This is a genomic window from Sphingobium yanoikuyae, assembly GCF_034424525.1.
GTDB lineage: Bacteria > Pseudomonadota > Alphaproteobacteria > Sphingomonadales > Sphingomonadaceae > Sphingobium > Sphingobium yanoikuyae.
Map to the genome: position 1 here is coordinate 3183530 of NZ_CP139979.1, position 24822 is coordinate 3208351.

Annotated in this window: 27 protein-coding genes; 4 read left to right on the forward strand and 23 right to left on the reverse strand. The window is 66.2% G+C overall.

The window, feature by feature from the left end:
- Position 1: 1 nt before the first annotated feature.
- The 15 genes from fliR to U0025_RS14805 form a co-directional block, all read right to left on the reverse strand.
- On the reverse strand, positions 2–784 hold the full coding sequence (gene fliR, locus U0025_RS14735) for a flagellar biosynthetic protein FliR (RefSeq protein ID WP_004208179.1): 783 nt from the start codon (positions 782–784) through the stop codon (positions 2–4).
- Positions 781–1053 carry a flagellar biosynthesis protein FliQ gene (fliQ, locus tag U0025_RS14740; protein ID WP_004208180.1) on the reverse strand — a complete coding sequence of 91 codons (273 nt, stop codon included), beginning with the start codon at positions 1051–1053 and terminating at the stop codon, positions 781–783. The genes fliR and fliQ overlap by 4 nt, the downstream gene beginning before the upstream one ends.
- Before the next feature lie 10 nt (positions 1054–1063).
- Complete coding sequence (gene fliP / locus U0025_RS14745) at positions 1064–1801, reverse strand: flagellar type III secretion system pore protein FliP (protein WP_169863187.1); 738 nt, start codon at positions 1799–1801, stop codon at positions 1064–1066.
- Positions 1802–1841: 40 nt separating this feature from the next.
- Entirely contained in the window at positions 1842–2105 is a 264-nt protein-coding gene (locus U0025_RS14750) for a FliO/MopB family protein (protein ID WP_004208182.1), read from the reverse strand.
- An 83-nt stretch (positions 2106–2188) separates the two neighbouring features.
- Positions 2189–2527, reverse strand: coding sequence for a flagellar motor switch protein FliN (gene fliN, locus U0025_RS14755; RefSeq protein ID WP_004208183.1), 339 nt, complete (start codon positions 2525–2527; stop codon positions 2189–2191).
- Positions 2524–3408, reverse strand: coding sequence for a flagellar motor switch protein FliM (locus tag U0025_RS14760; RefSeq protein WP_004208184.1), 885 nt, complete (start codon positions 3406–3408; stop codon positions 2524–2526). The genes fliN and U0025_RS14760 overlap by 4 nt, the downstream gene beginning before the upstream one ends.
- 48 nt (positions 3409–3456) lie before the next feature.
- Positions 3457–4128, reverse strand: a complete 672-nt coding sequence (locus U0025_RS14765) for a flagellar basal body-associated FliL family protein (protein WP_004208185.1) — start codon at positions 4126–4128, stop codon at positions 3457–3459.
- A gap of 34 nt (positions 4129–4162) precedes the next feature.
- Positions 4163–6277, reverse strand: coding sequence for a flagellar hook-length control protein FliK (locus U0025_RS14770; RefSeq protein WP_004208186.1), 2115 nt, complete (start codon positions 6275–6277; stop codon positions 4163–4165).
- Between the two features lies 1 nt (position 6278).
- Complete coding sequence (locus U0025_RS14775; protein WP_004208187.1) at positions 6279–6704, reverse strand: hypothetical protein; 426 nt, start codon at positions 6702–6704, stop codon at positions 6279–6281.
- Positions 6701–8029: a FliI/YscN family ATPase gene (locus tag U0025_RS14780; RefSeq protein WP_004208188.1), complete on the reverse strand. Its 1329-nt coding sequence runs from the start codon at positions 8027–8029 to the stop codon at positions 6701–6703. Before U0025_RS14780 ends, U0025_RS14775 begins: the two co-directional genes overlap by 4 nt.
- Positions 8026–8667 (reverse strand): FliH/SctL family protein, encoded by a 642-nt coding sequence (locus U0025_RS14785; protein ID WP_037490446.1) that lies wholly within the window; start codon positions 8665–8667, stop codon positions 8026–8028. The genes U0025_RS14780 and U0025_RS14785 overlap by 4 nt, the downstream gene beginning before the upstream one ends.
- The gene (gene fliG, locus U0025_RS14790) at positions 8660–9676 is read right to left on the reverse strand and encodes a flagellar motor switch protein FliG (RefSeq protein ID WP_004208190.1); all 1017 of its coding nucleotides are present in this window, start codon (positions 9674–9676) and stop codon (positions 8660–8662) included. Before fliG ends, U0025_RS14785 begins: the two co-directional genes overlap by 8 nt.
- Positions 9669–11417, reverse strand: coding sequence for a flagellar basal-body MS-ring/collar protein FliF (gene fliF, locus U0025_RS14795; RefSeq protein ID WP_004208191.1), 1749 nt, complete (start codon positions 11415–11417; stop codon positions 9669–9671). The genes fliG and fliF overlap by 8 nt, the downstream gene beginning before the upstream one ends.
- Before the next feature lie 3 nt (positions 11418–11420).
- Positions 11421–11780: a flagellar hook-basal body complex protein FliE gene (gene fliE, locus U0025_RS14800; RefSeq protein WP_004208192.1), complete on the reverse strand. Its 360-nt coding sequence runs from the start codon at positions 11778–11780 to the stop codon at positions 11421–11423.
- 13 nt (positions 11781–11793) lie between these two features.
- On the reverse strand, positions 11794–13071 hold the full coding sequence (locus U0025_RS14805; RefSeq protein WP_004208193.1) for a sigma 54-interacting transcriptional regulator: 1278 nt from the start codon (positions 13069–13071) through the stop codon (positions 11794–11796).
- A 312-nt stretch (positions 13072–13383) separates the two neighbouring features.
- Between U0025_RS14805 and U0025_RS14810 the strand changes: the two genes are divergently transcribed.
- The 3 genes from U0025_RS14810 (at position 13384) to mdoH (ending at position 17895) form a co-directional block, all read left to right on the forward strand.
- Positions 13384–14247, forward strand: a complete 864-nt coding sequence (locus U0025_RS14810; RefSeq protein WP_004208194.1) for a flagellin N-terminal helical domain-containing protein — start codon at positions 13384–13386, stop codon at positions 14245–14247.
- Between the two features lie 213 nt (positions 14248–14460).
- Positions 14461–15948, forward strand: a complete 1488-nt coding sequence (locus U0025_RS14815; RefSeq protein ID WP_037490447.1) for a glucan biosynthesis protein — start codon at positions 14461–14463, stop codon at positions 15946–15948.
- Positions 15949–16008: 60 nt separating this feature from the next.
- On the forward strand, positions 16009–17895 hold the full coding sequence (gene mdoH / locus U0025_RS14820; RefSeq protein ID WP_037490449.1) for a glucans biosynthesis glucosyltransferase MdoH: 1887 nt from the start codon (positions 16009–16011) through the stop codon (positions 17893–17895).
- Positions 17896–17911: 16 nt separating this feature from the next.
- Here mdoH and U0025_RS14825 read toward each other — a convergent pair whose 3' ends face one another.
- The 8 genes from U0025_RS14825 to U0025_RS14860 form a co-directional block, all read right to left on the reverse strand.
- Positions 17912–18649 (reverse strand): FliA/WhiG family RNA polymerase sigma factor, encoded by a 738-nt coding sequence (locus U0025_RS14825; protein ID WP_004208197.1) that lies wholly within the window; start codon positions 18647–18649, stop codon positions 17912–17914.
- Between the two features lie 12 nt (positions 18650–18661).
- Entirely contained in the window at positions 18662–20779 is a 2118-nt protein-coding gene (flhA, locus tag U0025_RS14830) for a flagellar biosynthesis protein FlhA (RefSeq protein ID WP_004208198.1), read from the reverse strand.
- Between the two features lie 9 nt (positions 20780–20788).
- Complete coding sequence (locus U0025_RS14835; RefSeq protein WP_004208199.1) at positions 20789–21610, reverse strand: hypothetical protein; 822 nt, start codon at positions 21608–21610, stop codon at positions 20789–20791.
- Between the two features lie 146 nt (positions 21611–21756).
- The gene (locus tag U0025_RS14840) at positions 21757–22068 is read right to left on the reverse strand and encodes a hypothetical protein (RefSeq protein ID WP_004208200.1); all 312 of its coding nucleotides are present in this window, start codon (positions 22066–22068) and stop codon (positions 21757–21759) included.
- A gap of 15 nt (positions 22069–22083) precedes the next feature.
- Positions 22084–22359 (reverse strand): flagellar biosynthesis anti-sigma factor FlgM, encoded by a 276-nt coding sequence (flgM, locus tag U0025_RS14845; RefSeq protein WP_004208201.1) that lies wholly within the window; start codon positions 22357–22359, stop codon positions 22084–22086.
- A 45-nt stretch (positions 22360–22404) separates the two neighbouring features.
- Positions 22405–22953, reverse strand: coding sequence for a flagella basal body P-ring formation protein FlgA (locus U0025_RS14850; RefSeq protein ID WP_004208202.1), 549 nt, complete (start codon positions 22951–22953; stop codon positions 22405–22407).
- A 63-nt stretch (positions 22954–23016) separates the two neighbouring features.
- Positions 23017–23529, reverse strand: coding sequence for an OmpA/MotB family protein (locus U0025_RS14855; protein ID WP_004208203.1), 513 nt, complete (start codon positions 23527–23529; stop codon positions 23017–23019).
- Positions 23526–24194, reverse strand: coding sequence for a motility protein A (locus U0025_RS14860; RefSeq protein ID WP_004208204.1), 669 nt, complete (start codon positions 24192–24194; stop codon positions 23526–23528). The genes U0025_RS14855 and U0025_RS14860 overlap by 4 nt, the downstream gene beginning before the upstream one ends.
- A gap of 258 nt (positions 24195–24452) precedes the next feature.
- Between U0025_RS14860 and flgB the strand changes: the two genes are divergently transcribed.
- Positions 24453–24821 carry a flagellar basal body rod protein FlgB gene (gene flgB, locus U0025_RS14865; RefSeq protein WP_004208205.1) on the forward strand — a complete coding sequence of 123 codons (369 nt, stop codon included), beginning with the start codon at positions 24453–24455 and terminating at the stop codon, positions 24819–24821.
- The last annotated feature ends 1 nt before the right edge of the window (position 24822 follow it).

A 24822-nucleotide genomic window follows, 5' to 3' on the forward strand; every position in this document is an offset into this window, starting at 1 on the left:
CTCAGCGTCCTTCCGAGATGGCGCGGGCCTGTTCCAGCCCCGACTTGAGCGCGATGGTGATCCCCTCGCCCATCACCGGCACCGCCATCGCCAGCAGCACCAGCCCCGCCATCACCGCCATCGGCATGCCGACGGCGAACAGGTTGAGCGCGGGCGCGGTGCGCGCCAGCATGCCCATGACGATCTGCACCAGCACCAGCGCAAAGCCGACCGGCAGCGCGATCGTGACCCCGGCGCCCAGCAGTGAGCCGCCAAACTGGATCATGTGCCAGACCGCATCATTGCTGAGCATCGCCGCACCCGGCGGCAGCGCCTTGTAGCTCTGCACCACGAAGCTGACGAGCAGCAGATGGCCGTCCATCGCCAGCAGCAGGAAGGTCGAGAGGATCGACAGGAACTGGCCGACCGCCTGCGTCCCCTGCCCCGACCCCGGATCGACCATCGCGGCAAAGCCCAGCCCCATGGTGTTGGCAATCGCCTCACCCGCAACGAAGGCGGCGGAGTAGCCGATCTGCACGGCAAAACCCATGGCAAGGCCGGTCAGCACTTCGCCGGCGACCAGCATCACGCCTTCGAAACTGGCGACGCCGTCATGCGGCAACTGGATGGTGACGCTGTTGAGCGCGGCCATGCCAAGCGCGAGCGAGAGGATCAGGCGCAACTGAAGCGGCATCGCGGGCGCACCGAAGACGGGCGCGGCCAGAAAGGCTGCACCGGGGCGGATCATGGCGATCAGCCAGATCCACAATTGCGTCTCGACGCCTGCGAAGCCGGGTGCGATCATTGCAGCAGGTCCGGTATCCGCTCGAATATCTCGCGCGTGAAGTCAGCGATCAGCACCATGATCGATCCGCCGAACAGGGTCAGCATCGCACCCACGACCAGAATCTTGGGAATGAAGCTGAGCGTCTGTTCGTTGATCGACGTCGCGGCCTGGACCATGCCGATCAGCACGCCCGCGACCAGCGCCGGAATCAGGATCGGCGCCGTCGCCAGCGCCGTGATCCACAGCGCATGCTGTGCCAAGCCCATGAAGAAATCCGCATTCTCCATTGCCGCCCTCCTATGTCGCGAAGGAGCCGGCGAGCGACCCCATCGTCAGCGCCCAGCCATCGACCAGCACGAACAGCAACAGCTTGAAGGGCATGGAGATGATCGTGGGCGACAGCATCATCATGCCCAGTGCCATCAGAGTCGATGCGACGACCAGGTCGATGATGAGGAAGGGCAGGAAGATCATGAAGCCGATCTGGAACGCGGTCTTCAACTCGCTGGTGACGAAGGCCGGCAGCAGGATCGTGAAGGGAATGTCGTCGGGCGTGCGGAAGGCCGGAGCCTCGGCCATGTTGGCGAACAGCTTGAGGTCGCTCTCGCGCGTCTGCTTGGCCATGAAGCCGTGCAGCACCTTGCCCGAACGGCCGACCGCTTCCTCGATCGATATCTGGCCCTTGCCATAGGGATCATAGGCCTGGCCGTTGATCTGGTCGATCACCGGTCGCATCACGAACAGCGACAGGAACAGGGCAAGCCCGACCAGCACCTGGTTGGGCGGCGTCTGTTGCAGGCCCAGCGCCTGGCGCAGCAGCGACAGGACGATGATGATCCGGGTGAAGCTGGTCATCATGAGGATCAGCGACGGCAGGACCGACAGCAGGCTCATGAGGACGAGGATCTGCAGCGACAGCGACAGCGAGCGGCCGTCGCCCGAAATCTGTCCCATCGCGCGGGTCAGCGCGCCGCCATTGTCGACCGGCGCCGGCGCGGCCGGCACCGCCTGCGCCAGCGCAGGATCGACCAGCATCAGCCCGGCGGTCAGCAGGATGCCGCCGACCAGCCAGTGACTAGCGCGCACGATAGGGGTCGCCTTCCGCGATCTTCTCGATCCGGCCGCGGGTGACCGACAGCAGGATCTTCTTGCCCTCGAACTCGACCACGGCCAGCTTGCCGAACGTGCCCATGGGCAGCGCTTCCAGCAGCTTCAGCGACCGGTCATTCTGGCCGACCATCATGCCGGGCTGATATTTGCGCCACAGCCACAAGGCACCAAAGGCCATGCCGCCCACAAGCGGCAGCAGGATCAGCAATTTGACGAAATACCAGAACATGCACGCGCCCCGCGTTTAGGTTAATGCGTCATCCGATCCGCAAGAATGGGCCGCAAGGCAAGCGCAAAAGCACGGCCCTGCGATCAGCCGCGCCGTTCGACCCCGGCCATGCGGGTTTCGGTGGCGGCGATATCGACGATGCGGATGCCATAGCGGCCGTTCACCGTCACGACCTCCCCCTTCGCGATCAGCGCGCCATTGACCATGATGTCGAGCAGTTCGTCGGCCTGGCGATCCAGTTCCACAATGCTGCCTTCGGCCAGGTCCATGACTTCGGCCAGGCGCAGCGAGGTCGATCCGACCTCCACCGACATGCGCACCGGAATATCGGCCAGCAGCTTGAACTGGCGGTTCGCCGCCATGCGGCTGGCGCTGTCTTCCCCACGGGGATCCATCATCGGGGCGTCGCTCATATCACTCATTGTTCCGGTCCCTGTGCAATCTTTTCAATCTGGAAGGCGGCACGGCCATCCTGTTCGCCGATCGTGCCGTGCGCGACGATCCTGTCGCCGACGATCAGCGGCAGGCTGCGGCCGATCGTCACGGGTATGATGTCGCCGGCCTTGAGCTGCATCAGCTCCGCCAGCGAGAGATTGGGGCGGGCCAGCACGGTGCGGGCCGGCAGGCGGATGTCGCGCATGCGGCGCGCCACGCGGGCCTGCCACACCGGATCGACATGCTCATCATCGCTTGCAACCTTGCTGCCCATCAGCGCCTCGACGCCGCGCAGCGCCGCCAGCGGGAAGACCATGTCGATCGACCATTCGCGATCCCGGTCCAGCCCGACGCGGAAGCGCTGCACCACCATCTGGTCGGCGGGCTGGGCAGCGGCGGCAAAGCCGATGCCGGTTTCACGCAGCAGCAGGCCGGGTTCCAGGGGCAGGACTTCGGACCAGCATTCGACCATGCGGGCCATGATGGTTTCCGACAGGCGGGCGATCAGCCGGTCTTCGGTCGGGGTAAATTCGCCGCGCGCGGGCAGCGCCCGGTTGCCAAGGCCGCCATAGAAGCAGTCGACCAGGGTCGAGATCATGGTGGCGTCCATGCACAGCAGCATCTGGCCCTTCAGGGGCAGCAGGCGATAGATGGACAGGCTGCAGAAATTGGGCGCGCCGGCCGACCAGGCGCCGAACTCCACGACCCGCGCATCCTCGGCCGCGACGTGCGGGCGGATGCCGGAAATGGGTTCGATCAGCGCACGGATACGCCGGCCGAGCTTTTCACCCAGCCGGTCGAGGCCCGACAGCATTACCGGAGCTTGCGCGTCCCCCCGCCCGAAGGCGAAGGATTGAACGTGATTCATGTCTGTCCCCTGCCCTCGGCCAGGGGACTTCCCAGCGTTCAGGCAGCGCTATTGAATAACGAAATTGGTAAAATAAACGTTATCGACACCGCCATAGCCGGTCTTCTGCTTGAGTACATCGTTGATGATGCCCCGGATTTTTCCTTGCAGCATGCGCTTGCCGTCGGGCGTGACCAGCTGCTCCTCGGGCTGTTCGGCGAGCATCATCAGCACCTGGCTGCGAATCGCCATCTCGTGCATCTTGATCGCGGCAATCACGCGATAGTCATAATAGGTCGACACCGCGACGGTGATCTGGGCGAAGGCGTCGGTGTCCGTCATGTTCGACGTGAAGGGCGCCTGGAGCTGGAAATAGGTGGCCTGATAGGCAGTCGGATTGCTTGGTGCCGGCAGGTCGATGCCCTTGCCGGGCGCATGGGCGGCCGACGGGGCATGCCCCTCGCCACCGGCGCTCGCATGGCCACCGCCTTCGCCACCACCGCCGCCGCCTTCACCGGCCCAGCCATGGGCGGTGGCGACAGCCTGCGCATCCTCGCCCGCCAGGACGAGTACGGGCTTGTTGGGATCTTCCTTGGGGCCTTCGGCCTTGGGGCTGAAGAAGCCGGCGGCGTACAGCCCGCCCGCAGCGCCGGCACCGCCCACCACCATGGCGACGGCGACCAGCAGGATGAGCTTCATCCCCCCACCCTTCTTCTTCTTCGCCTTGGGTTCATCGCTCATCGTTCACGTCCCCTGGAATATCCCGTCCCGGCCGTCAGGCGTAGCGCGCGCGGCGGACGTCACCGGCGCTATCGCCGGTGTCACCATGGTTAAGAACGGCCGGATCGCTCCCGGCTTTATGGCCAAGGCCATTATTTTCACGGCCCTGCCAGCGGCTCTGCGACGAGGATTGGCCCATCGACTGGCCCGCCATCTGGCCCGCACCCTGCCAGGCGCCCTGCTGCTGGGAGGCATTGCCCTGCTGGCCGTTCGACTGGCTGCCGGTCTGACCATTGGCATCGGCCTTGGCCGCTTCAGCAACATGCGGCGCGCGTTCGATCTTCACTTCATGGATGCGCACCGCGGCAAGGCTCGCGTCCAGCTTCAGTCGGTCGCTATCCTGGCGCAGCGCCATTTCCGCCGCCTCGCTGGCGACAGTCAGGCTGACCGCCGCGCCATCGCCATCCTGGCGGATATCGACCTGGATCGGGCCAAGCTGGTCGGCATTGATCTGGAACCGGCCCTGCGCGCCATTGGCCGACAGGCCGGCAATGTCGCGGGCCAGCCCGTCAATCCACTGTCCCGACACGCCCATATCGACCACCTGCTGGCCAAGACTGGCCGACAGGTCGACCGTCGGCATCGCCGCCGGGGTGACCGAAGCGGCTTGGGGTGCTGCGGCCTGTGGCACGGAGGCTTCCGAGCCATGATGGGGTGCGGCCGGGGTGGCAGCGACCAGCGGATCGACGGCCGTGGCCGCCTTGTCCGGCGTGTGATCGCTGACCGGCGCTGCCGCTTCGGCGCTGTCGCGCACCGGCGTCGCCCGGCGGTTCATATGGTCGCGCACCAGTTGCAGCAGCGACAGGGCTTCCGCCTTGGCCGGCTTGGCGGCCACGGGCGCGGCCGGAAGGTCGGTGCCGGCGGATGCGATCTCTACATCACCCTCGTCCGGGCTGCTGGTCGCAACCACCGGTGCGGTCTTCTCGGTCGGCATGTCAGGGTTGACCTCCGGCGCCGCCGCCACGGCGGGCAAGACCTGCTCGACCGGGCGCGGTGCCATCGCGGGCTGCGGGGCGGCCTGGACCGGGGCCTGCACGACATTCGGGGCCGCCTTGGCAGCTGGCGCAGGCTGGGCCGGGATCATCGAAGCGACCAGTTCGGGCGTCATTGCAGGCGCCGCCACGGGCGTTGCAACAATCTGGTCATCCTGCCCATCCGCGCCGACCACCGGGGCCGTCACCGCTTCCTGTCCCACGGCCGGTTTCGAAGGGGCCTGGGTTTGGGACGATGAAGGTGACAGCGAAGGAGACACGCTCAAAGGCATCTCCCGGGTCGGCGCGGATGGAGCCGAAGATGCGGGGGCATCGATCGGCGCCTGCGGCAAGGGGGGGAGTGCAGCAGGCAAGGAATGGGCAATCGGATCGGTGACAATCGGCGCGTCGCTGTCGACGGGCGCATCGGCCGTCACCATGTCAGCTTCGCTGTCAACATCGGCGATGTCGTCGGCCTCGGGCGCGGCCATCGCAGCCGGCAGAGGCTGCGGCGCGGGCGTCGGCGTGGTCTTGATCGGCGCGTCGGCAAGCGCGCGCGCGATCGGCCCTTCGGCGTCGACCGGCAGCGGCAGGGCCACATCGCTGGTCGGAACCGGCGCCGGCGTCCGGATATCGGCAGGCGCAGGCGCGACCGCCGGCGCCGGGGTCGGCAAGGGCAGCGGAAGGGCTTCGGCGACAGCCTCGCCCTCCGGCAGGACGATTGGCGCAGGCTCGGCCGATCCGGGCGCGACGGCCACCTGATTCTGGACTGGCGCAGCGATGGGCAGGACCGGTTCGGCAACCGGCGCGGCCTCAGCGACCGGCAACGCCGGTTCTGCGGCCGGCTGGACCGGCATGGCCCGCTGGGTCAGAAATTCGGCAGTATCCGGCAGAGCCGGCGCCTCGATTGCTTCGGGCATCACGACCGGCGCATCACCCTCGATCGTCGCTTCCACCGGCAGGGCTGGCACGCCCATGGTCGTGGCAGGCGCAGCCGGCTGCGGCGCGCCATCGACATCGCCCAGCAGTGCGGCGAAGTCGGCCGCACCCTCGACCACGGCCGAAGCAGCGGCCGTCGTCGCACCGGCCAGCGGCGTCGAGGAGAAGAGCAGCGATTTGAGGCTGGCGAGCATGGTCATGTCAATTGTCCCCCGTGCGCTGCATGCGGCGATAGCGCGGCAGCGCGGCAAGCTTGTTCTCGCGCCATTCTTCCAGCGCGACGCGGGCCCGATCCTTCAGGCGCGCGGCAATTTCCTTCTCGCGGTTGGCCACGATGCTGAGCCCTTCCTTCGCCTCCACCTTGCGGCGGGCGTCGTAGAGCGCGCCGTCGAGCTGGCGACCGGCCTGCTCCAGACGGCTGGCCAGTTCCTGCATCGATGCAAAGGAGGCACCGGTGGCACCGCCCTGGACACCGAACAGCTCGCCCCGCACCCGGCGCAGACGTTCGAGGTTGGTGGCGATCCCCTCCGCCTCGTCACGGGCGCGCGCGGTCTCGGCCATGGCCATGGCATGCTGGACATGGCGCACGCGCAGCACGCGGTGACGGCGGGACACCAGCCCCTTCACGCGCCGAACTCCGCGATGAGCGCGTTGGCGCTGGTATCAAGGTCGATCCGGCTCTTCTGGTCCTGGCGGATGAAGTTCAGGATTTCCTGGCGACGCTGCACCGCCTCATCGATCACCGGATCATTGCCGGGGCGATAGGCGCCCATCAGGATGAGATCGCGATTTTCCTCATAGGCGGCCCAGAGGCGGCGATAGGCGGCGGCTGCCTGGCGATGCTCGTCCGGCACGACGTCGGCCATCACGCGCGACAGGGACTTGCCGATGTCGATCGCCGGGAAGATCGCCTGTTCCGACAGGCTGCGCGACAGCACGAAATGTCCGTCGACAATGGCACGGGCGGCATCGACGATTGGATCGTCGGTGTCGTCGCCATCGGCGAGAACGGTGTAGAGCGCGGTGATCGAGCCGCCGGTGCGGGCGTCGACGCCGGCGCGTTCGACCAGACGCGGGATCAGCGCCAGCGCCGAGGGCGGATAGCCCTTCATCGCCGGCGGTTCGCCGAGCGCCAGACCGATCTCGCGCTGGGCATGGGCGCAGCGCGTGAGGCTGTCGATCAGCAGCAGCACCTTCTTGCCGCGGGCGCGGAAATATTCGGCGATGGCGGTGGCGCGGGCAGCGGCGCGCAGGCGCAGCACCGGCGGATGGTCGGCCGGCACGGCAACCACGATGCTCTTGTGCATCGCATGCTTGAGCTTGGTTTCGAGAAAGTCGCTAACCTCGCGGCCACGCTCGCCGATCAGGCCGGTGACGACGATATCGGCTTCCGCGCCGGCGATCATCTGGCCCATCAGCACCGACTTGCCGACACCCGAGCCGGCGATGATGGCGATGCGCTGACCGCGCCCGGCGGTCAGCAGCGCGTTGACGGCGCGCACGCCGAGGTCGAACGACTCGGTCACGCGGCCGCGATCGAGGACATTGCCCTTCACCCCGTTGAGCGGCCAGACGCCGCCGGCGATGATCGGCCCCTTGCGGTCGAGCGGCTGGCCCATGGCGTCGATGACGCGGCCGATCAGCCCCTCGCCCACCTGCACCATATTGGCCTGGCTGTCGGGTTCGACACGAATGCCATTTTCCAGCGGCGCGTCAGCGTCGAGCGGCACCAGCAGGGTGCGTTCCCCGCGAAAGCCGACGACTTCGGCGCGACAGACCGATCCGTCGCTGGCAAGGACGCGGGCGCCCGAACCGATCGGACGGCGGAAGCCGGTGACTTCCAGCATGCCGGCATCATGGCTGACCAGACGGCCGACATGGCGCGGCTGGCGATTCTGGACCTGAAGATGCTCGAACAGGGTTTCGGCCTGCGCCAGTTCGGCGCGGATCATGCCTTACCCTCCATGTCGTCCATCAGGGCGCGCAGGCGCGCCAGACGAACGTCCGGGCCATCCTCGACCCAGCCATCGGCGGTTTCGAGGCGCACGCAGCCGCGCTGCATGTTCTTGTCCGACACCAGCGGCACGCCGATCTGCTCGCCTTCGAGCAGGGCGACGTCGTCAGGATGCAGATGCAGCGCACTCTTGTCGCTGCTGTCATCGATGAAGGCGGCGACCGCTTCGCAGCGCTGGGTCAGCCGGTCGAGATCGATCTGCACTTCTCCGACAATCTGTTCGACCAGGCGGACGACCGTGGCCGACAACATGGTCGACAGGCTGCCGCTGGGCGCCGGCGCCAGCATTTCAAGCGCGGCGGTCAGGCGGTTGCGCGCCTCGATCTCGTTCGCCTGATCCTCACCGGCAGCGCGATAGCCTTCCTCGAAACCCTGCGAGAAGCCCGCCATATGGGCTTCGTCGATCGGATCGGTTTCCGGTTCGGCATGGATCGGCGCGCGGGCGGGCGCCGCGACGACGTCGCCGGGCAGCGCCGAATAGAGGCTGCGGAAGCCGTTGCTGGCCACCTGGCCAACGCCGATCATCGGCACGCTCGATACGTCGTGACTGGCTTCGGCGGCCCAGATCTTAGACAAAGTCGTTCCCCTTGCCACCCAGCATGATGGTGCCGGCATCCGCCATGCGGCGGGCGGTGGCGATGATCAGCTTCTGCGCGTCGATGACTTCGGCCAGGCGGATCGGGCCGCGTTCCTCGATCTCGTCGGCGATCGCCTGTGCGGCGCGGGCCGACATGCAGCTGAAGATCTTCGCCTTGAGCATGTCGTTCGCGCCCTTGAGCGCCACGACCAGCACCTGGCTGTCGACGGTGCGCATCAGCGTGCCCAGATTCTTGTCATCCATGTCGATCAGGTTATCGAAGACGAACATTTCCTCTTCGATGGTCTGGGCGATCATCTTGTCGCGCTTGGCGACGGCCTTCATGATCCGCTGCTCATTGTCCTTGCGGACATTGTTCATGATCGCGGCCGCTTCGACCGTGCCGCCGCGCTGCGACGCCGCACCCTGCTTGTTCACCGGACCGCGCAGCAGCAACTGCTCCAGATCATCCAGCGCCTCGTTCGACACCGGGCCGAGCGTGGCGATGCGATAGACGATCTCTTCCTGATATTCGGTCGGCAGCAGTTGCAGCACGTCGGCGGCAACCGGCGCTTCCAGATGCGCCAGAACGATCGCCATGATCTGCGGATGCTCCATCTCGATCAGGACGGCGATTTCCTTGGCGTCCATCCACTTCAGCATTTCCAGCTGGGTGGAGCGGGTCGGCGGGGTGATGCGGGCCAGGATGGTTTCGGCCCGCTCCTCGCCCAGCGCCTTGGTCATCGCGCCGCGGATATGGCGGGTCGCGCCATAGCCGATGGTGGTGCGCTTCTTGGCCTTGGTGACGAAATGGTCGAGCGCCTCGTTCACTTCCTCCGGATCGACATCCTGCACGTCATACATGGCATAGCCGAGCTGACGGACTTCTTCGGGCTCCAGGCGCGACAGGATCTGGGCGGCCTCATCCTCATCGAACAGCATCAGCAGGACGGCGGCGGCGGCGCTGCCCTTGAGCGCCTCGGGACGGCCGGGGACGATCTCAGGCATTTTCCTTCTTCCCTTCCTTCAGAAGGTCGCGGACCACCAGGGCGGCGCGATCGGGGTCCTGCTTCACGAAGTTGCGGATCAGGTCGGCGCGCTGGGCATAGTCATAGGTGGACGAGATCATGTCGAGCGTCACCGGACGGCTGGGATCGGGATTTTCGGTCGCCTGCTTGGTCAGTTCGCCCGAGATTTCGCGACCCAGGCGCTGCCCGGCTTCGGCGGTCTCCACGACCTTCGCTTCCTGGGCGGCGGCGCGGCGCTTGAGCAGCGGGCGACCGATGCCGAAGATCACCAGCAGCGCGACCAGCAGGGCCGAGACATTGCGGATCAGCGGCGACATCCAGTCGGCCTCATACCAGGGGGCCTTGACCTCTTCGGCCTTGGCGAAGCTGCGGGCCGACAGGGCGACGACGTCGCCACGGGCCTGGTCGAAGCCGACGGCGCCCTTCACCAGCGCTTCCAGCGCGGCGATTTCCTGGGCGGAGCGCGGCTTGCCATCGGCGCCGGTGTCGAGCGCGACGGCGACCGACAGGCGCTTGACCGTGCCGACCGCATCCTTCGTGACCGACACTTCACGGCCCAGCTCGAAGCTGCGGTTGAAGGTTTCCTCGGTCTTCATCGGCGGCAGGCCCGGCGTGGCCGGCTGCTGCTGTTCGGCCGTCTGGCCCTGCGTCACGGCCTGGCCGTTCGGGTTGGTCTGGGTCACGGTCGGGTTGACCGGCGCCTGGTTGCTGAGCGCGCCGGGGATGCCCGAAGCCTCGCCAGCCTTCTGACCACGCTCGTCCGACGACCAGCTGCCCTGCTCTGCACGCAGGCGCGCCTCGTCCTGGGGGAAGCTTTCGCGGGTCGCCTGGCGTTCGGCGAAATTCAGTTCGGCATGGACCTCGGCCGAGAATTTGCCGTCGCCCAGGATCGGGGTCAGCAGCGCAACCACCGACTGGCGATAGCGATCCTCGATCCGGGTCTGGATGGCGAGCTGGCGATCGTCGGCTGCATTGCCGTCATTATTGCTGAGCAGGCGGCCATTCTGGTCGACGACCGAAATATCTTCCGGATTCAGTTCCGGGATCGAAGAGGCGACGAGATGAACGATGGCGCTGACCTGTGCGTCAGTGAGCGTGCGGCCCTGCGACAGGCGCAGCATCACCGAGGCAGACGGCTTGGTGCGTTCGCGCAGGAAGACGCTGGGCGCTTCGACCGCGAGATGCACCTTGGCGCTCTCGACGCTGTCGATCGCCTCGATCGTGCGGGCGAGATCGGTCTCGCGGGCGCCGCGCAGCTTCTCATTCTCGACCGCGCGGCTGGCGCCCATCGGCAGGCTGTCGATCATGCTGTTGCCGTCGGGCGCGCTCTTGGGCAGGCCCTGGGCGGCGAGCATCATCTTCGCCTTGAAATAGTCGCCTTCGCCAACGGTCATGCCGCCAGCGTTATCGAAGTCGTACTTGATGCCATTCTGGTCCAGCACCTGGGCGACGGCAGACTTGTCGCCATCGGGCAGGCCGCGGAACAGGTCGCGCTGCGGCGGTTCGCGCAGGGCCAGCCAGGCCGCGCCAGCCACCGCGACGGTGCCGAGCAGGCCGAGCAGCGGCAGGCTCTTGGCCACGGCCGGCTGCTTGATGAAGCCGGCGAAGCGTGCCTTGAGCGCGTCCACGCCCTTGGCATTGCCGAAGCTGGCACCGGTGACGGCCGGGAGGGCCGGGGCAGCGGCCGAGCCGCCATCGATGGTGAGTGCGTTCTCGCTCATGGGTTAGACCGGCATGCTCATGATGTCCTTGTAGGCGGACAGGAGTTTGTTGCGGACCTGGAGGGTCGCCTCGAAGCTGACCGATGCCTGCTGCTTGGCCAGCATGACCGCAGCGATATCGGTGGTTTCGCCCCGTTCGAACGCCGAGGCGGCATCGCCGGCCTGGGTCTGCAGGCCGTTGACCTGCTGGAGCGCGTTGTTGAGCGCGTCGGTGAAGCCGCCGGGCGCGGTGTCCTGCGTTGCGCCCGCGCCGCCAGCCGAACCGACATTGCCGGTCGAGGCGACGTCGCGCAGCGCGGCGTTCTTCTGCAGGATGGCATTGCGCATCGCCATCACGCTGTCGGTGGGAGAGATACCGGTCATGCCCTAACCCTCCTTATGCCGCAGCCAGCTCGCGCATCTCGGCGAGCCGATAGCGCAGCGTGCGTTCGGAAATGCCCAGCTTGCGGGCGGCGGCGGCGCGATGGCCATCGGTCTCGCGCAGGGCGGTGCGGATCGCTTCCAGCTTGGAATGATGGGCGACGTCGCGCAGGCGGATCGGTTCGGCCGGCGCGGCAGCGACTGCGGCCACCGGCGCGGCCGAAACGATACGCAGCGGCTGCGGCGCGCCAGCGACATGCAGGTCGTCGGCCTCGATCCGCTCGCCGTCGCGCAGCACCAGCGCGCGCTGCAGCACATTGCCCAGCTCGCGGGCATTGCCCTGCCAGCGATGGGCGGCCAGCTTGTCGAGCGCGGCGGCGGTCGGCCAGACAAAGCCGTCCTTGCCGGCATCCTGGTGGCGCAGCAGCATGGCGGCGGCGATCGCGGCGATGTCGCCGGGACGTTCGGCCAGCGGGCGCAGTTCGAGCGCCATGACATTGAGGCGCCAGTAAAGGTCTTCGCGGAAGCGACCGGCAGCGACTTCGTCGGCCAGATTGCGGTTGCAGGCGGCAACGATGCGGACATTGACCGGCACCGGATGGGTGGCGCCGACCGGCAGCACTTCGCCTTCCTGGAGGGCACGCAGCAGCTTGGCCTGGAGCGCGAGGGGCAGCTCCGCGATTTCGTCGAGGAACAGGGTGCCGCCGTCCGCGGCCAGGAACAGGCCGTCCGAAGCATTGGATGCGCCGGTGAAGCTGCCCTTCTTGTGACCGAACAGCATGGCTTCCATCATGGTTTCGGGCAGCGCGGCGCAGTTGACGGCGATGAAGTCATGGGTGACCCGGCCGGACTGGGTATGAAGGAAGCGCGCCATGCCTTCCTTGCCGGTGCCGGTATCGCCCTGGATCAGGACGGTGGCATCGCTGCGGGCCACGCGGCCGGCCAGCGTCATCAGGCGGGCGCTGGCGGCATCGCCAACCGCCGGCACCGAAGCCGGACGGGCCAGTTCGGCGATCAGCGCGAAGGCAAAGCCCATGTCTTCGAGGCCAAAGGCGACGCGGGCGGGCAGGCCATTGGCCGCCGGCACCAGCGACGGCTTGCCGTCGACCAGGTTGATGAGGATATCGCGATGGGTGGCATGGCCGATCTCGGTCGCGAGAAGGACGCGGCGGCTATCCCGCTCACGCGGGCTCTGCGCATCCACGATCCGCACCGTGTACAAGGCATTTTCGAGCCAGTGCTGCAAGCCCGGAACGAGCGCGCAGACCCCACGGCTCACGTCAAGCGATGACATGAACTGTCCCCAGTGTCTTGGCAGGTTTGTGCCCCCGCACGCCCCTACCCCCTTCGATGACTTAAATTTACGCCAGCGTGGTTATTAGATGGTTAACGCGGCCATTAACTTGCCGGTGACCGGCAATTTTTTTCCGCTCCGCCGGCAGAAAAATCGCACTCTATATATACGCGCACGCGTAGAGGGCTGTTTTTCCGTCTTTTTCCAGAAAAATCGCATCGCCCCCTAAAAGCTTTTCGCGGCCCGCCGTTATCCCCTTTCGAGGCCGCAAGCGTCAGACGACAGCGACCTGATGAACGGAAAGGGAATATCATGACTGTTATCGGAACCAACTCGTCGGCGCTGCGGGCCACCAATGCTTCGGCCGCCTCCAGCAAGGCTCTGTCCACCGCCATGGAGCGCCTGTCGACCGGCAAGCGCATCAACTCGGCCAAGGACGACGCCGCTGGCCTGGCCATCGCTTCGTCGATGACCTCGCAGATCAAGGGCATGACCCAGGGCATCCGCAACGCCAATGACGGCATCAGCCTGGCGCAGACCGCAGAAGGCGCACTGGGCGAAGTCACCAACATGCTGCAGCGCATGCGTGAACTGACCGTCCAGGCCGGCAACGACACCAACGACGCCACCGCCAAGGGCAACATCAAGTCGGAAATCGACCAGCTCGCCACCCAGATCGGCAAGGTTCTGACGGACACCAGCTTCAACGGCATCAAGCTGTTCGACGGTTCGGCCGGCCCCGCCGCTGACGGCAAGATCAACATCCAGGCTGGCGCCAACTCCAGCGACGCGATCGAAATCGACCTGGGCGACGTGCAGGGTGACGCGGATGTCGCCGCTGTGGTGACCGCCGCTGGTGCGGCCACCACCGCCCTCGACGTCACGGCCACCACCTTCGATGTCGGCGCCGCCCTGGATCTCTATGACGACGCCCTGAAGGCTGTTGACACCTCGCGCGCCAATCTCGGTGCGGTGCAGAACCGCCTGGAATCGACCGTCAACACGCTGACCGCGAACGTCACCAACCTGACCGACGCCAAGAGCCGCATCGAAGACGCCGATTTCTCGACCGAAACCACCGCGCTCGCCAAGGCCCAGATCCTGAGCCAGGCATCGACCGCGATGCTGGCCCAGGCCAACCAGAGCCAGCAGAACGTCATGAAGCTGATCCAGTAATCCGGATCAGACACCGAAAATGACGGGTTGAGGTATTGGTCACCGGCAACCCGCCATGTCACCCCCGGCACATCAACAGTCCCCACCGTGCCGGGGGTAACACCTTCGATCAAACGGCCAAATTCGAAGCCTCCGTCCCCCCGGGCGGGGGCTTCATCGCGTTTGATTACAGGCACATCTTGCAATGCCGCGATCAGCACCCATGATGGACGCATGACCATGATCGACCGGCGCGCCTTGATCGCTGCTTCGGGCGCAGCGCTGCTGCTCCCCCGCCCTGCCCTTTCCCAGACCCGAAACGACCGTTTCTCGTGGGACGGCATCATCGCCATGGCGCAGAAGCTGGCGCGCAGCCCCTTTGCCGAAACCCCGCCCAATCCGGTCGCCGCCAAGGTCGGTTATGACCAGATGCACCAGGCCCGGTTCCGCGACGAGAAGACGATCTGGGGCGACCTGCCCGGCGATACCGGCGTCCGCCTGTTCCCGCTGAGCGGCACGGCCCAGCAGCCGGTGCAGATCGCGTTGGTGGACAAGGGCGTGGCGACGCCGCTGCGTTATGATCCGGCCATGTTCGAGACGCCCGACGGCAATGCCGTCGCGGACCTTGGCCCGGACGCAGGCTATGCCGGCTTCCGCATCATGAATGCCAGGCGCGACGGCGACTGGCTGTCCTTCCTGGGTGCCAGCTATTTCCGCGCGCCCGGCCCGACCAAGCAGTTCGGCCTGTCCGCCCGCGCGATCGCGATCAACACCAGCATTCCGGGCAAGGAGGAATTTCCCCGCTTCACCCATTTCTGGCTGGAGCGGACCGGCGACAACAGCGTCACCGTCTATGCCCTGCTGGACGGGGCTTCGATCACCGGTGCCTTCCGCTTCGTCAACCGGCTTGGCCCCAAGGGGGTGACGCAGGACGTGACCGCCGCCCTCTTCCCGCGCCGGACGATCCCCGAACTGGGGCTGATGGCGATGACCAGCATGTTCTGGTATGACGAGGCGCACCGGACCAAGGGCACCGACTGGCGCCCCGAAATCCATGATTCCGACCTGCTCTCCATCGCCAGTGCCGATGGCAGCGCGCAGGCCCGGCCGCTGGTGAACCCGTCCGTCCCGCGCGTCGATGGCTTTGCCGAAACCAGCCCCAAGGGCTTTGGCCTGTTGCAGCGCGACCGCAATTTCGACCATTATCAGGATGACGGCGTCTATTATGACCGTCGCCCCTCGCTATGGGCGACCCCGTCTGCGCCGCTGGGCGCGGGACAGGTGCGGCTCTACACCTTCCCGACCGACAGCGAATATACCGACAATGTCTGCGCCTATTGGACGCCGGCCAAGGCCGTGCGTCCCGGCAGCCGGATCGATGCCGCCTATCGCCTGGACTGGACCGCGGACCGGGCACCCGCCGGCAGCAATCTGGCGATCGTGCAGGCGGTCTGGCGCGGTCGTGGCGACGAAGCCGGGGTCGAACGACTGGTGATCGATTTTGCCGGCCTGCCCGCCGATGCGAAGCCCGAACTGTGGACCGATATCGGCAATGGCACAATCGTCAAGAAGGGCGGATATCCGGTGCTGGGCCAGGCGGGATTGTATCGCGTGGCGATCGACATCCGCAAATCGGGCGACAGGGCGGCGGATATCCGGGTCCAACTTCGCTCTGGCAATCGCGCGTTCAGTGAATATGTGCATTATCCGATAGGCGCATGAAGGGAACCACGCGGGTAGCGAAAGGTTCTAGCGCTCGGGTTAACCAGGAATGGGTCTGACATGACATCGACAGGAGGCACGAACGTGGCCGATGGGGCCACGGGGTCGCAAGCGCTTGTCCGAGCGTTCGAAAGCGTGCCGGCAGAGGCGCCGCTTGCCATGCCGGTGCAGGATTTCGCGACCGCACCGGGTCGGATCCATCGGCCGCTGAACATCGACCTGTGGGCCCGCCGGCTGCTGGTCGTGCTGTTGGCGCTATTGCCCGCCGCGCTTGCCGCGCACGAGATGCGCCGGTCGATCGGCCTGGACGGCATTTCCTTCTGGGAGGGCGTCTATCTTGCCCTGTTCATCCCGCTCTTTGCCTGGATCGCCTTCGGCTTTGCCACCGCCGCGATCGGCTTCCTGCTGCTGACGGTCGGCAAGGGCAAGGGCGTTCGCCCCTATATCCCGCGCGACCGCACACCGCTCAAGGCGCGCACCGCGATCCTGCTGCCGGTCTGTAATGAAGATTTCCTGGGCGTGCTCGGCCGCCTGTCGATCATGGAACGATCGCTGTCCCAGGTGATGGGTGGCGAGCGCTTCGAATTCTTCATCCTGTCGGATTCCAACCCGGAAAATGGAGAGACCGAGCGCAAGGCCTATCTGGAAATGCGCAAGGCCTTCTCGCGCCCGGTCCATTATCGCCGCCGCGCCCGCAATATCGGCCGCAAACCAGGCAATATCGAGGAGTGGGTGACCCGTTTCGGCGGCGCATATGACCATATGATCGTGCTGGATGCCGACAGCGTGATGAGCGGCCAGACCATGGCGCGCCTGTCGGTCGACATGGAACGCCACCCGCATCTGGGCCTTATCCAGACCGTCCCGACGGTGATGGGCGCCGCCACGCTGTTCGCCCGCTGGCAGCAATTTGCCAGCCGCCTGTTCGGGCCGATCTCGGCCGCCGGCATGATCTGGTGGGCCGGGTCCGAAGGCATGTTCTGGGGCCATAATGCGATCGTCCGGGTGCGTGCCTTCGCCGAAAGCTGCGGCCTGCCCGAACTGCCGGGGCGTGCGCCCTTTGGCGGCCATATATTGAGCCATGACATGCTGGAAGCGGCGCTGCTGCGCCGGCGCGGCTGGGACGTCCACATGGTCACCGCCGACGACAGTTTCGAGGAATTTCCGCCGGCCATGCCCGACCTGTTCACCCGCGATCGTCGCTGGTGCCAGGGCAATATCCAGCATGTCCCGCTGCTGGCGAAGATCAAGGGGCTGCACCCGGTCAGCCGATTCCAGCTGTTCGTCGGCGCATCGGCCTATTGCACCTCGCCGCTATGGCTGGCGATGATGCTGGTGGTGCTGGGCGGCGTCGCCACCGGCGTCTGGCCGCCGGCCGCCGTGCTGCCGTCCAGCACGCTGCTGACGGTGACCGCCGTGCTGCTGTTCGGTCCCAAGATATTGGCGATCGGCTGGGCCATGGCCGACCCGTCGCGGCGGATCGGCTTTGGCGGCGCAGTGCGGATGACGCGCGGCGTGATCGCCGACATCCTTCTGTCAATCCTGATGGCGCCGGTCGCGATGCTGACCCAGACGATCAACCTGTTTTCCATCCTGATGGGCCGCAAGGCGAGCTGGAACGGCCAGACCCGCGACCGCGACGGCATGGCGATCCTGGGCGCGATCTGGCTGTTCAAATGGCATATCTTGCTGGGCGTCGGCCTGGCCGTGCTGGCGGTGCGCGCCAATGCGATCGGCTGGATGAGCCCGGTGCTGGCCGGCCTGTTCGCCGCGCCCATCCTGGCCGCGCTGACCGCACGCAAGGATCTGGGCCAGCGGGCGGAAAATAGCGGCCTGTTCCAGGTGCCCGAACCCTGGTGGCGGACACAGAATTACCGGCCGCTGCGTTTCCGCTGGCCGGTTCCGGGTCGCAAGGCATCGGTATCGCGTCCCGCCAACGACGGTTGACGGGCGCGCGGGCTGGTCAGTTCCAGTCGTTGAGCTTGCCGCGCAGCTTGTCGAGCGCCGACTTCTTGATCTGGCACACGCGCGCGGCACCAATGTCCAGCGTCTGGCCGATTTCCTCCAGATTGAGTTCCTCGACGAAATAGAGTTGCAGCACCAGCGCCTCGCGCTCGGGCAATTCGCCGATGCATTTGGCGAGCGCGCCCTTGAGCGATTCGCGCTCCATGATGTCGTCGGCGCGATCCTCGACATCGGCGAACCACATGGACTGGTCGGAATAGACCTCGTCCATGCTGGTGTGCTGGACCATCTCGGCGCCATCGGCCGCCTCGCGATAGTCGGCGGCATCCATGCCCAGTTCAGCGGCCATTTCCGCTTCCAGCGGCGTCCGCCCTAGCTTCTGTTCCAGCTTCGCACGGGTGGCGGCCAGCTTCTTGCGGGTCGCCATGGCGGAGCGGCACAGGGTCGAATGGCGCCGCAGATGATCGATCATCGCGCCGCGCACGCGCAGCTGCGCATAGGAGGCGAAGCCCAGGCCGCGATCCTCGAAACTGTTGGCAGATTCCACCAGTGCGACCATGCCGATCTGCAGCAGATCCTCCACCTCGATCGCGCTGGAGACGCGGCCATGGACATGCCAGGCGATCTTGCGCACCAGCGGCATGTAGCGGCGCGCCAGCTGTTCGGGGGAATTGGCAAGCCCTGCCCGTCCATAGGTGAGGACATCCGAGCCTGCAGCGACCTTATTCATATACATTGGTCAGTCTCCTCAGGCGACGCGTTCACGCGGCAGCGGATCGTGCCGGGGCGTGGGACGCTGCTCGCCACCGACGACGGCGACAACCTCGACACCCTTGCCGTCCGGGATTTCCAGGAAGGACAGCACCGGGGTCTCGGGCAGATGGGGTTTGAACAGCCGGGCGAGCGCGCGGCGCGCGACCGGCGAGGTAACGATGGCGAAATTGCGCGCCTGGCCCAGCATCGGCCGGGCGGCATGCACGACCGATTCGACGATGCGATTGCCCAGGCTCGGCTCGATCGGATGCTTGGCGTCGCCCGCGACACGCATCGCCTGCGCCAGCATCGCTTCCAGATCGCCGTCGAGGGTGATGACCGGCAGCGGCATCTTCACCGGGACGAGGCCCTGGATGATGAGTGCGCCGATGCGCTGGCGCACCGCTTCGACAAGCTGTTCGTGGTTCATGTCGGGGCGGGCCGCATCGACCATCGCCTCGCAGATGCGGCGGAAATCCTTGAGCGCGATCCCTTCCGACAGCAGCGCGCGGCAGAGCGCGGAAATCTGCGTCAGGCTGAGCGTGCCGGGGGTCAGGCCGTCGACCAGCTGCGGCGCGACATCCTTCAGGTTGTCGAGCAGCTTGCGGGCTTCGTCCAGACCGAACATCTCGGCCGCATTCATCGCGATCAGCTGGTTGAGATGGGTCGCGACCACCGTCGGCGGATCGACGACGGTATAGCCGGCGACCACCGCCTCGCTGCGCTTGGCCGGGGAAATCCAGACGGCGTCGAGGCCGAAGGTCGGATCCTTGGCCGGGCGACCGGCGACCGTGCCTTCCAGCATGCCGCTGTCCAGCGCCAGCAGATCGTCGGGCCAGATATCATCCTCGCCCACGACGACGCCGGCGATGGTGATGCGATACTGATTGGGTTCGAGCGCCAGATTGTCCTTCACCCGGACCATCGGCACGACAAAGCCCAGTTCCTTCGACAGCTGGCGACGAATACCGGTGATGCGAGCCATCAGCGGCGCGCCCTTGCGCTCGTCGACCAGGCCGATCAGGCCATAGCCGATCTCCAGACCCAGGATCGCGCCATCGGACACGTCGTTCCATTCGATGATGGCCGGGTTGGGCGGCGGGGCGACCGGTTCGGGTTCGGCGGCCTTGCGCTGGCCGGCCTTGCGCAGCTGCCAGGCGATACCACCGGCGATGGCGGCGGCCGTCAGGATGATGAGATGCGGCATGCCCGGCAGGATGCCGAGGAAGCCGAGGATCGCGGCCACGGGCACCCAGGCCTTGCCCGTGCCGAACTGGCCGGCGACCTGCGCCGACAGATCCTGTTCGGACTTGACGCGGGTCACGATCGAGGCGGCGGCGATCGACAGCAGCAGCGCCGGGATCTGCGCGACCAGCGCGTCACCGATGGCGAGCAGGATATAGGTCTGGGCCGCATCGCCCATCGCCAGGCCATGGCTGACCACGCCCAGGATGATGCCGCCGATGATGTTGATCGCCAGGATCAGGATGCCGGCGATCGCGTCGCCCTTCACGAACTTGGACGCACCGTCCATCGAACCGTAGAAATCCGCCTCGGTCGCGACTTCGGCACGGCGCAGCTTGGCTTCTTCCGGCGTCATCAGGCCGGCATTGAGGTCGGCGTCGATCGCCATCTGCTTGCCCGGCAGGGCGTCCAGGGTGAAACGCGCCGACACTTCCGACACGCGGCCGGCGCCCTTGGTGATGACCACCAGGTTGATGATCATCAGGATCGCAAAGACGAAGATGCCGACGACATAGTCGCCGCCGATCAGGAAGTGGCCGAACGCTTCAATCACCTGGCCCGCGGCGTCCGAACCCTCATGGCCCGACACCAGCACGACGCGGGTCGAGGCGACGTTGAGCGCCAGGCGCAGCAGGGTCGCGAACAGCAGCACCGTCGGGAAGCTGGAAAAGTCGAGCGGCTTGGCGGCGTTCAACGCCACCATCAGCACGGCAAGGCTGATCATGATGTTGGTGATGAAGCCGATGTCCAGCATCACCGCCGGCACCGGCACCATCATGAACAGCACGACCATCAGCGTGGCGAACGGCAACACCGCCCCCTTGGCGGCGCTCATCCAGATCTTCGCTTTGACTTGGGTGGGAGTCATGAGAGGCCGTTACCTTCCGAGGGTGGCGAGCATGAGATAGGCGAGACGCGCGGTCTGCGGTTCCGGGCGGACGGTGACGTCGGCCTGGGTCGCAAGGCGCTGGGTTTCGATCCGCACATAATCGGCGGGAGCGACGGTCTTCGCGCCACTGGGCAACGAAGCATCGGCATATTGAACATTGCCGGTGCCGATCGAATCGACACCCTTTTGCAGCTTGCTGGCGAAGCGATCGCGAATATCGGCGAAGCTGCGGGCATTGCCCTGCTTGTCATAGAAGATCGAGCGATTGGCGCGGGCCGCCGCCGGGAAGATCGAGGCAGCCGTTGCGCCAGGCGCGCGATCATTCATCGACAGGAATTTGGAAGCACCACCCACGCCCAGGAAATGGGCGAGGTAGAGATCGACCGGCTCGGCCTCACGGCCCAGGCGGCTTTCCAGATAGGCCTTGTTGTCGGCGGCATGTTCCGCCGCCATGACCGAGGCGGTCTCGGGATGCTTGCGCAGGTCCAGGATCTGCTGGCGCAGGTCCGGGTCCGACACATAATAGCGGCCATTGCTGCCCTTGCTGATCGCGTCAGCCGCCCAGCCCAGCCCATATTCGGCGCCATGCTTGTCGACGACGGCGAGCCAGCTCTGGTCGACGAACTGATAGAGGCCGGTGGCGGAAGAGGTGGCGGCACGCGCGCTGGGGTTCAGGCTGGATTCGATCTTGGCCTGACCAAGCAGGTAGGAGAAGTCCACGCCGGTACGGCGGCTCGCCATCGCAATCGCGTTGGTGACGCGATTACCGGCCGAAGCTCCCGTTGCTGAAATGTCTGCAAGTGCCGACACTGACCCACAATCCCCATTTGGTACCGTGGGCTATTAGAGCAATGCTTGTGCCAAGATTTGGTTAACGCGGTTAAACAAGATTCTGCGTAAAACGAAAAACGGCGCCGATTGGCGCCGCTTTAGCCCGAAAGCAAAATTTATTTTTGTCAGCGCCGACCGTAGGTGAGCGGCGCATTGCGCGCGCCGTTGGAGGTCAGGATCGCGAGTCGCTGGCTGGTATAGTCCGCCAGCACATTGGTGCGGACGCGCGCCGCTTCGATCAGCGGCAGGAGGCGGTTGAGCCGTTCGACCACATCGGGTTCGGAACGCCAGGCGCCGATCGCACGGGCGGCGGCCGCCGCCGTGCTGACCCTGGTGCTGGCAGCTTCGATCGCGGCCGCATCATTGCCGTCCAGCGCAGCGCGCAGGTCGTCAAAGGCGGCGAAGAGACCATCCAGTGCAGCAAGGCCGAGGGGCATGAAGGAATGTCCTGTTTAGGCGGGAAGATCGAGCGCCATCATCCGGTCGGCGATCACCGACGGGTTGACGGGGTAATTGCCCGAAGCGATCGCAGCCTTGATGGCGGCGATGCGGTCCATGTCGACAGGCGCGCCTTCGGCCGCCATGCGCGCCGCCGGGCTGGCCGACGTCGATGCCGACGCGGTGGTGCCGGTCGATCCGGTTGCCGATGCGGCGCGGGTCTTGCCCCCTTCGCGCAAGCGGTTAGCCTCGATTGCCGAACTGATGCTCTGGCCGACTGAGTTGATCATTGGTTCATTCCTTCACTCGTCCCTTGAACGCTATAACGGACAAGTTCAAAAATTATTAAATCCCGGAATGCGCACTACGCCCATGTCCACGATCTGGGCAAGTACAGGCGATGACTTCTTGTCTTCGCGCACGCGAATCGTCTCGCCAATTGCGCCATCTTCATCGGCGATCATCATGCGCGATACGCTGAAACTGGCATTACCAGCCATGAGCTGGACCGGATCGCCGCGTTTGACGACCGATTGCTTGGCGACCGGCCGCGCGGCCGGGGCATAGCGGCCGACCGGACCGGAGGCAGCTGCGGCGGCGCCCGCGACCAGCGGCACGCGGATGCGCCAGCCCAGTGCATCGCACTTGACCATGGCGGCGCCGAAGATCGGCCCTTCGACGCTGGGCGTGGTCGGGCAGGCGGCGAGGCGGAGGCGACGATCGACCGGCGCCAGCGGGCCACCGGGCTCACCCATGTTCGCGCCGACGGTCATCGCGACCAGGCTGTCGATGCGATCCAGATTCTCGAACTTCTGCTGCGCCAGCGCGGGCTGCGCAGCGGCGCAGGCCAGGGCAATGGCGAGGAACTGGACGGGTCTGGTCACGGCGTTTCTCCGAAAATGCGGACTTTCGCCATGGTTAAAAGCAATTACCGTGCCAGTTGAGGATCAGGACTTCACGGCCTCACCCGGCGCGATGCGGATCAGCTGCCCCTGCCCGTCGGCGCTGTCCGCCTGATCCAGGCCGCGGATGAGCAGCCGATCGCCGCCTATGCCCTGCGCCTTGAGCGCACGCGCCACGGCGCCAAGCCGCGCCGCCGCCAGATCCCAGTCGTCGAAACGCTGTCGCGCCCGGTCCTGCCCCTGACTGCGCAGTTCGATCATGCGGTCATCCTGCATGTAGGGCCGCACCGCCGCGCGCAGACGCATTTGCCCCTGCGGCGTCAGCATCGCCTCGCCCGGCGCAAACAGCTCTGCCGCGCGCAGTTCGATCGCGGTGCGGGCGGGGCGGCCGCCAAATTGGCGACTGACCTCGGCCAGCATCGCATCGCGGCGCTGGCTGCCGGTCGCCTGGAGCAGCACGAAGAAGCCGAGCAGCAGCATCAGCAGATCGGCAAAGCTGACGGCCCAGCGATTGCGCCGGGCCGCCGTTGCTGCCGATGGGATTGCGGGCGCGGTCATGCGACTTCGCGGATCGATGCGCGGCGCAACGGCGCATTTTCGCGCCGTGCGATCGCCAGCATGCGCGCCACCGCCTCCTGCTGCCAGGCCAGTTCCTGTTCGGAGAGGGTCGCCAGCCGCGCGGCGATCGGCGCGGCGAGCAGGTTGGCGATGACCACGCCATAAAGGGTTGTGAGCAGCGCAAGCGCCATGGAAGGACCAAGCGCGGACGGATCATCCATCGCCGCGAACATGCCGACCAGCCCGATGATCGTGCCGGCCATGCCCAGCGCCGGCGCCGCATCGGCAACCGACAGCCAGACGTTGCGCACGCTGGCGTGGCGCTGGGCCCGATCGGCCAGCGCCTGCGACGCCCAGGTTTCGAATTGTTCGACGCGATCGCAATTGGCGAGGCGCCGCGCGGCATCGACCATGAAGCCACTGTCGCTCTTCACGCGGTCGATGCACATCAGGCCGCGCAACTGGGCTACCTGGTCGATCTGGAGCAGGGCCGTGCGCGCCGCATCCCGGTCGCGCAGCGGATCGGCGCGCAGCAAAGGCCGCAGCGCCACGCAGGCCCGACCGACCGCCTGGACGCCATTCTGCGCCAGCGCCACGACCGCGACGCCACCCAGCATCGCGGCGAGCGTGAGCGGATCGAACAGATGCGCCAAAATCCCGATCATGCCACCTTCCGTTCCGCCATCCTGACCGGGCGGCAAAAGATTGCCGCCACCCGGCAAATTTTTGCCGCCCTTGCCGCCCGATGCCGCGAAAGCCCGGATTTCCGGCAGTTTGCCGCGCCATCCTGCGTCACCCACGCAAATTGGCACGGTCCTTGCGGATATCCGGCTGGATCGCTCGCATCGAACGCCATCAGGCAGGAGAACGGCGGGACGATCGAAAGCTTTAGGCCCGAATGGGCAAAAAGGGACTGACGGGAAATGTCGCTGGAAGACGGTTTGTTCGGGATCCATGGAAAGGCGCTGGCGCTTCGCTCGCAGCGCCTGTCCCTGCTCGCGTCCAACATCGCGAACGCTTCGACCCCCAATTACAAGGCGCGCGACATCGACTTCGATGCCGCGCTCAAGGAAGCGACCGCCCAGAGCGACCGCGGCCCGGCCGATGTCGGCCAGGCGGTGGACGATGCCATGGGCTATCGCGTGCCGTTGCAGCCCAGCCTTGACGGCAACACCGTCGAACTGAGCACCGAACAGACCCTGTTTGCGGAAAATGCGGTGAAATATCGCACCACCCTCTCCTTCCTGGAGGGCCGCATCAACACCATCAACCGCGCGCTGAAGGGAGAATGAG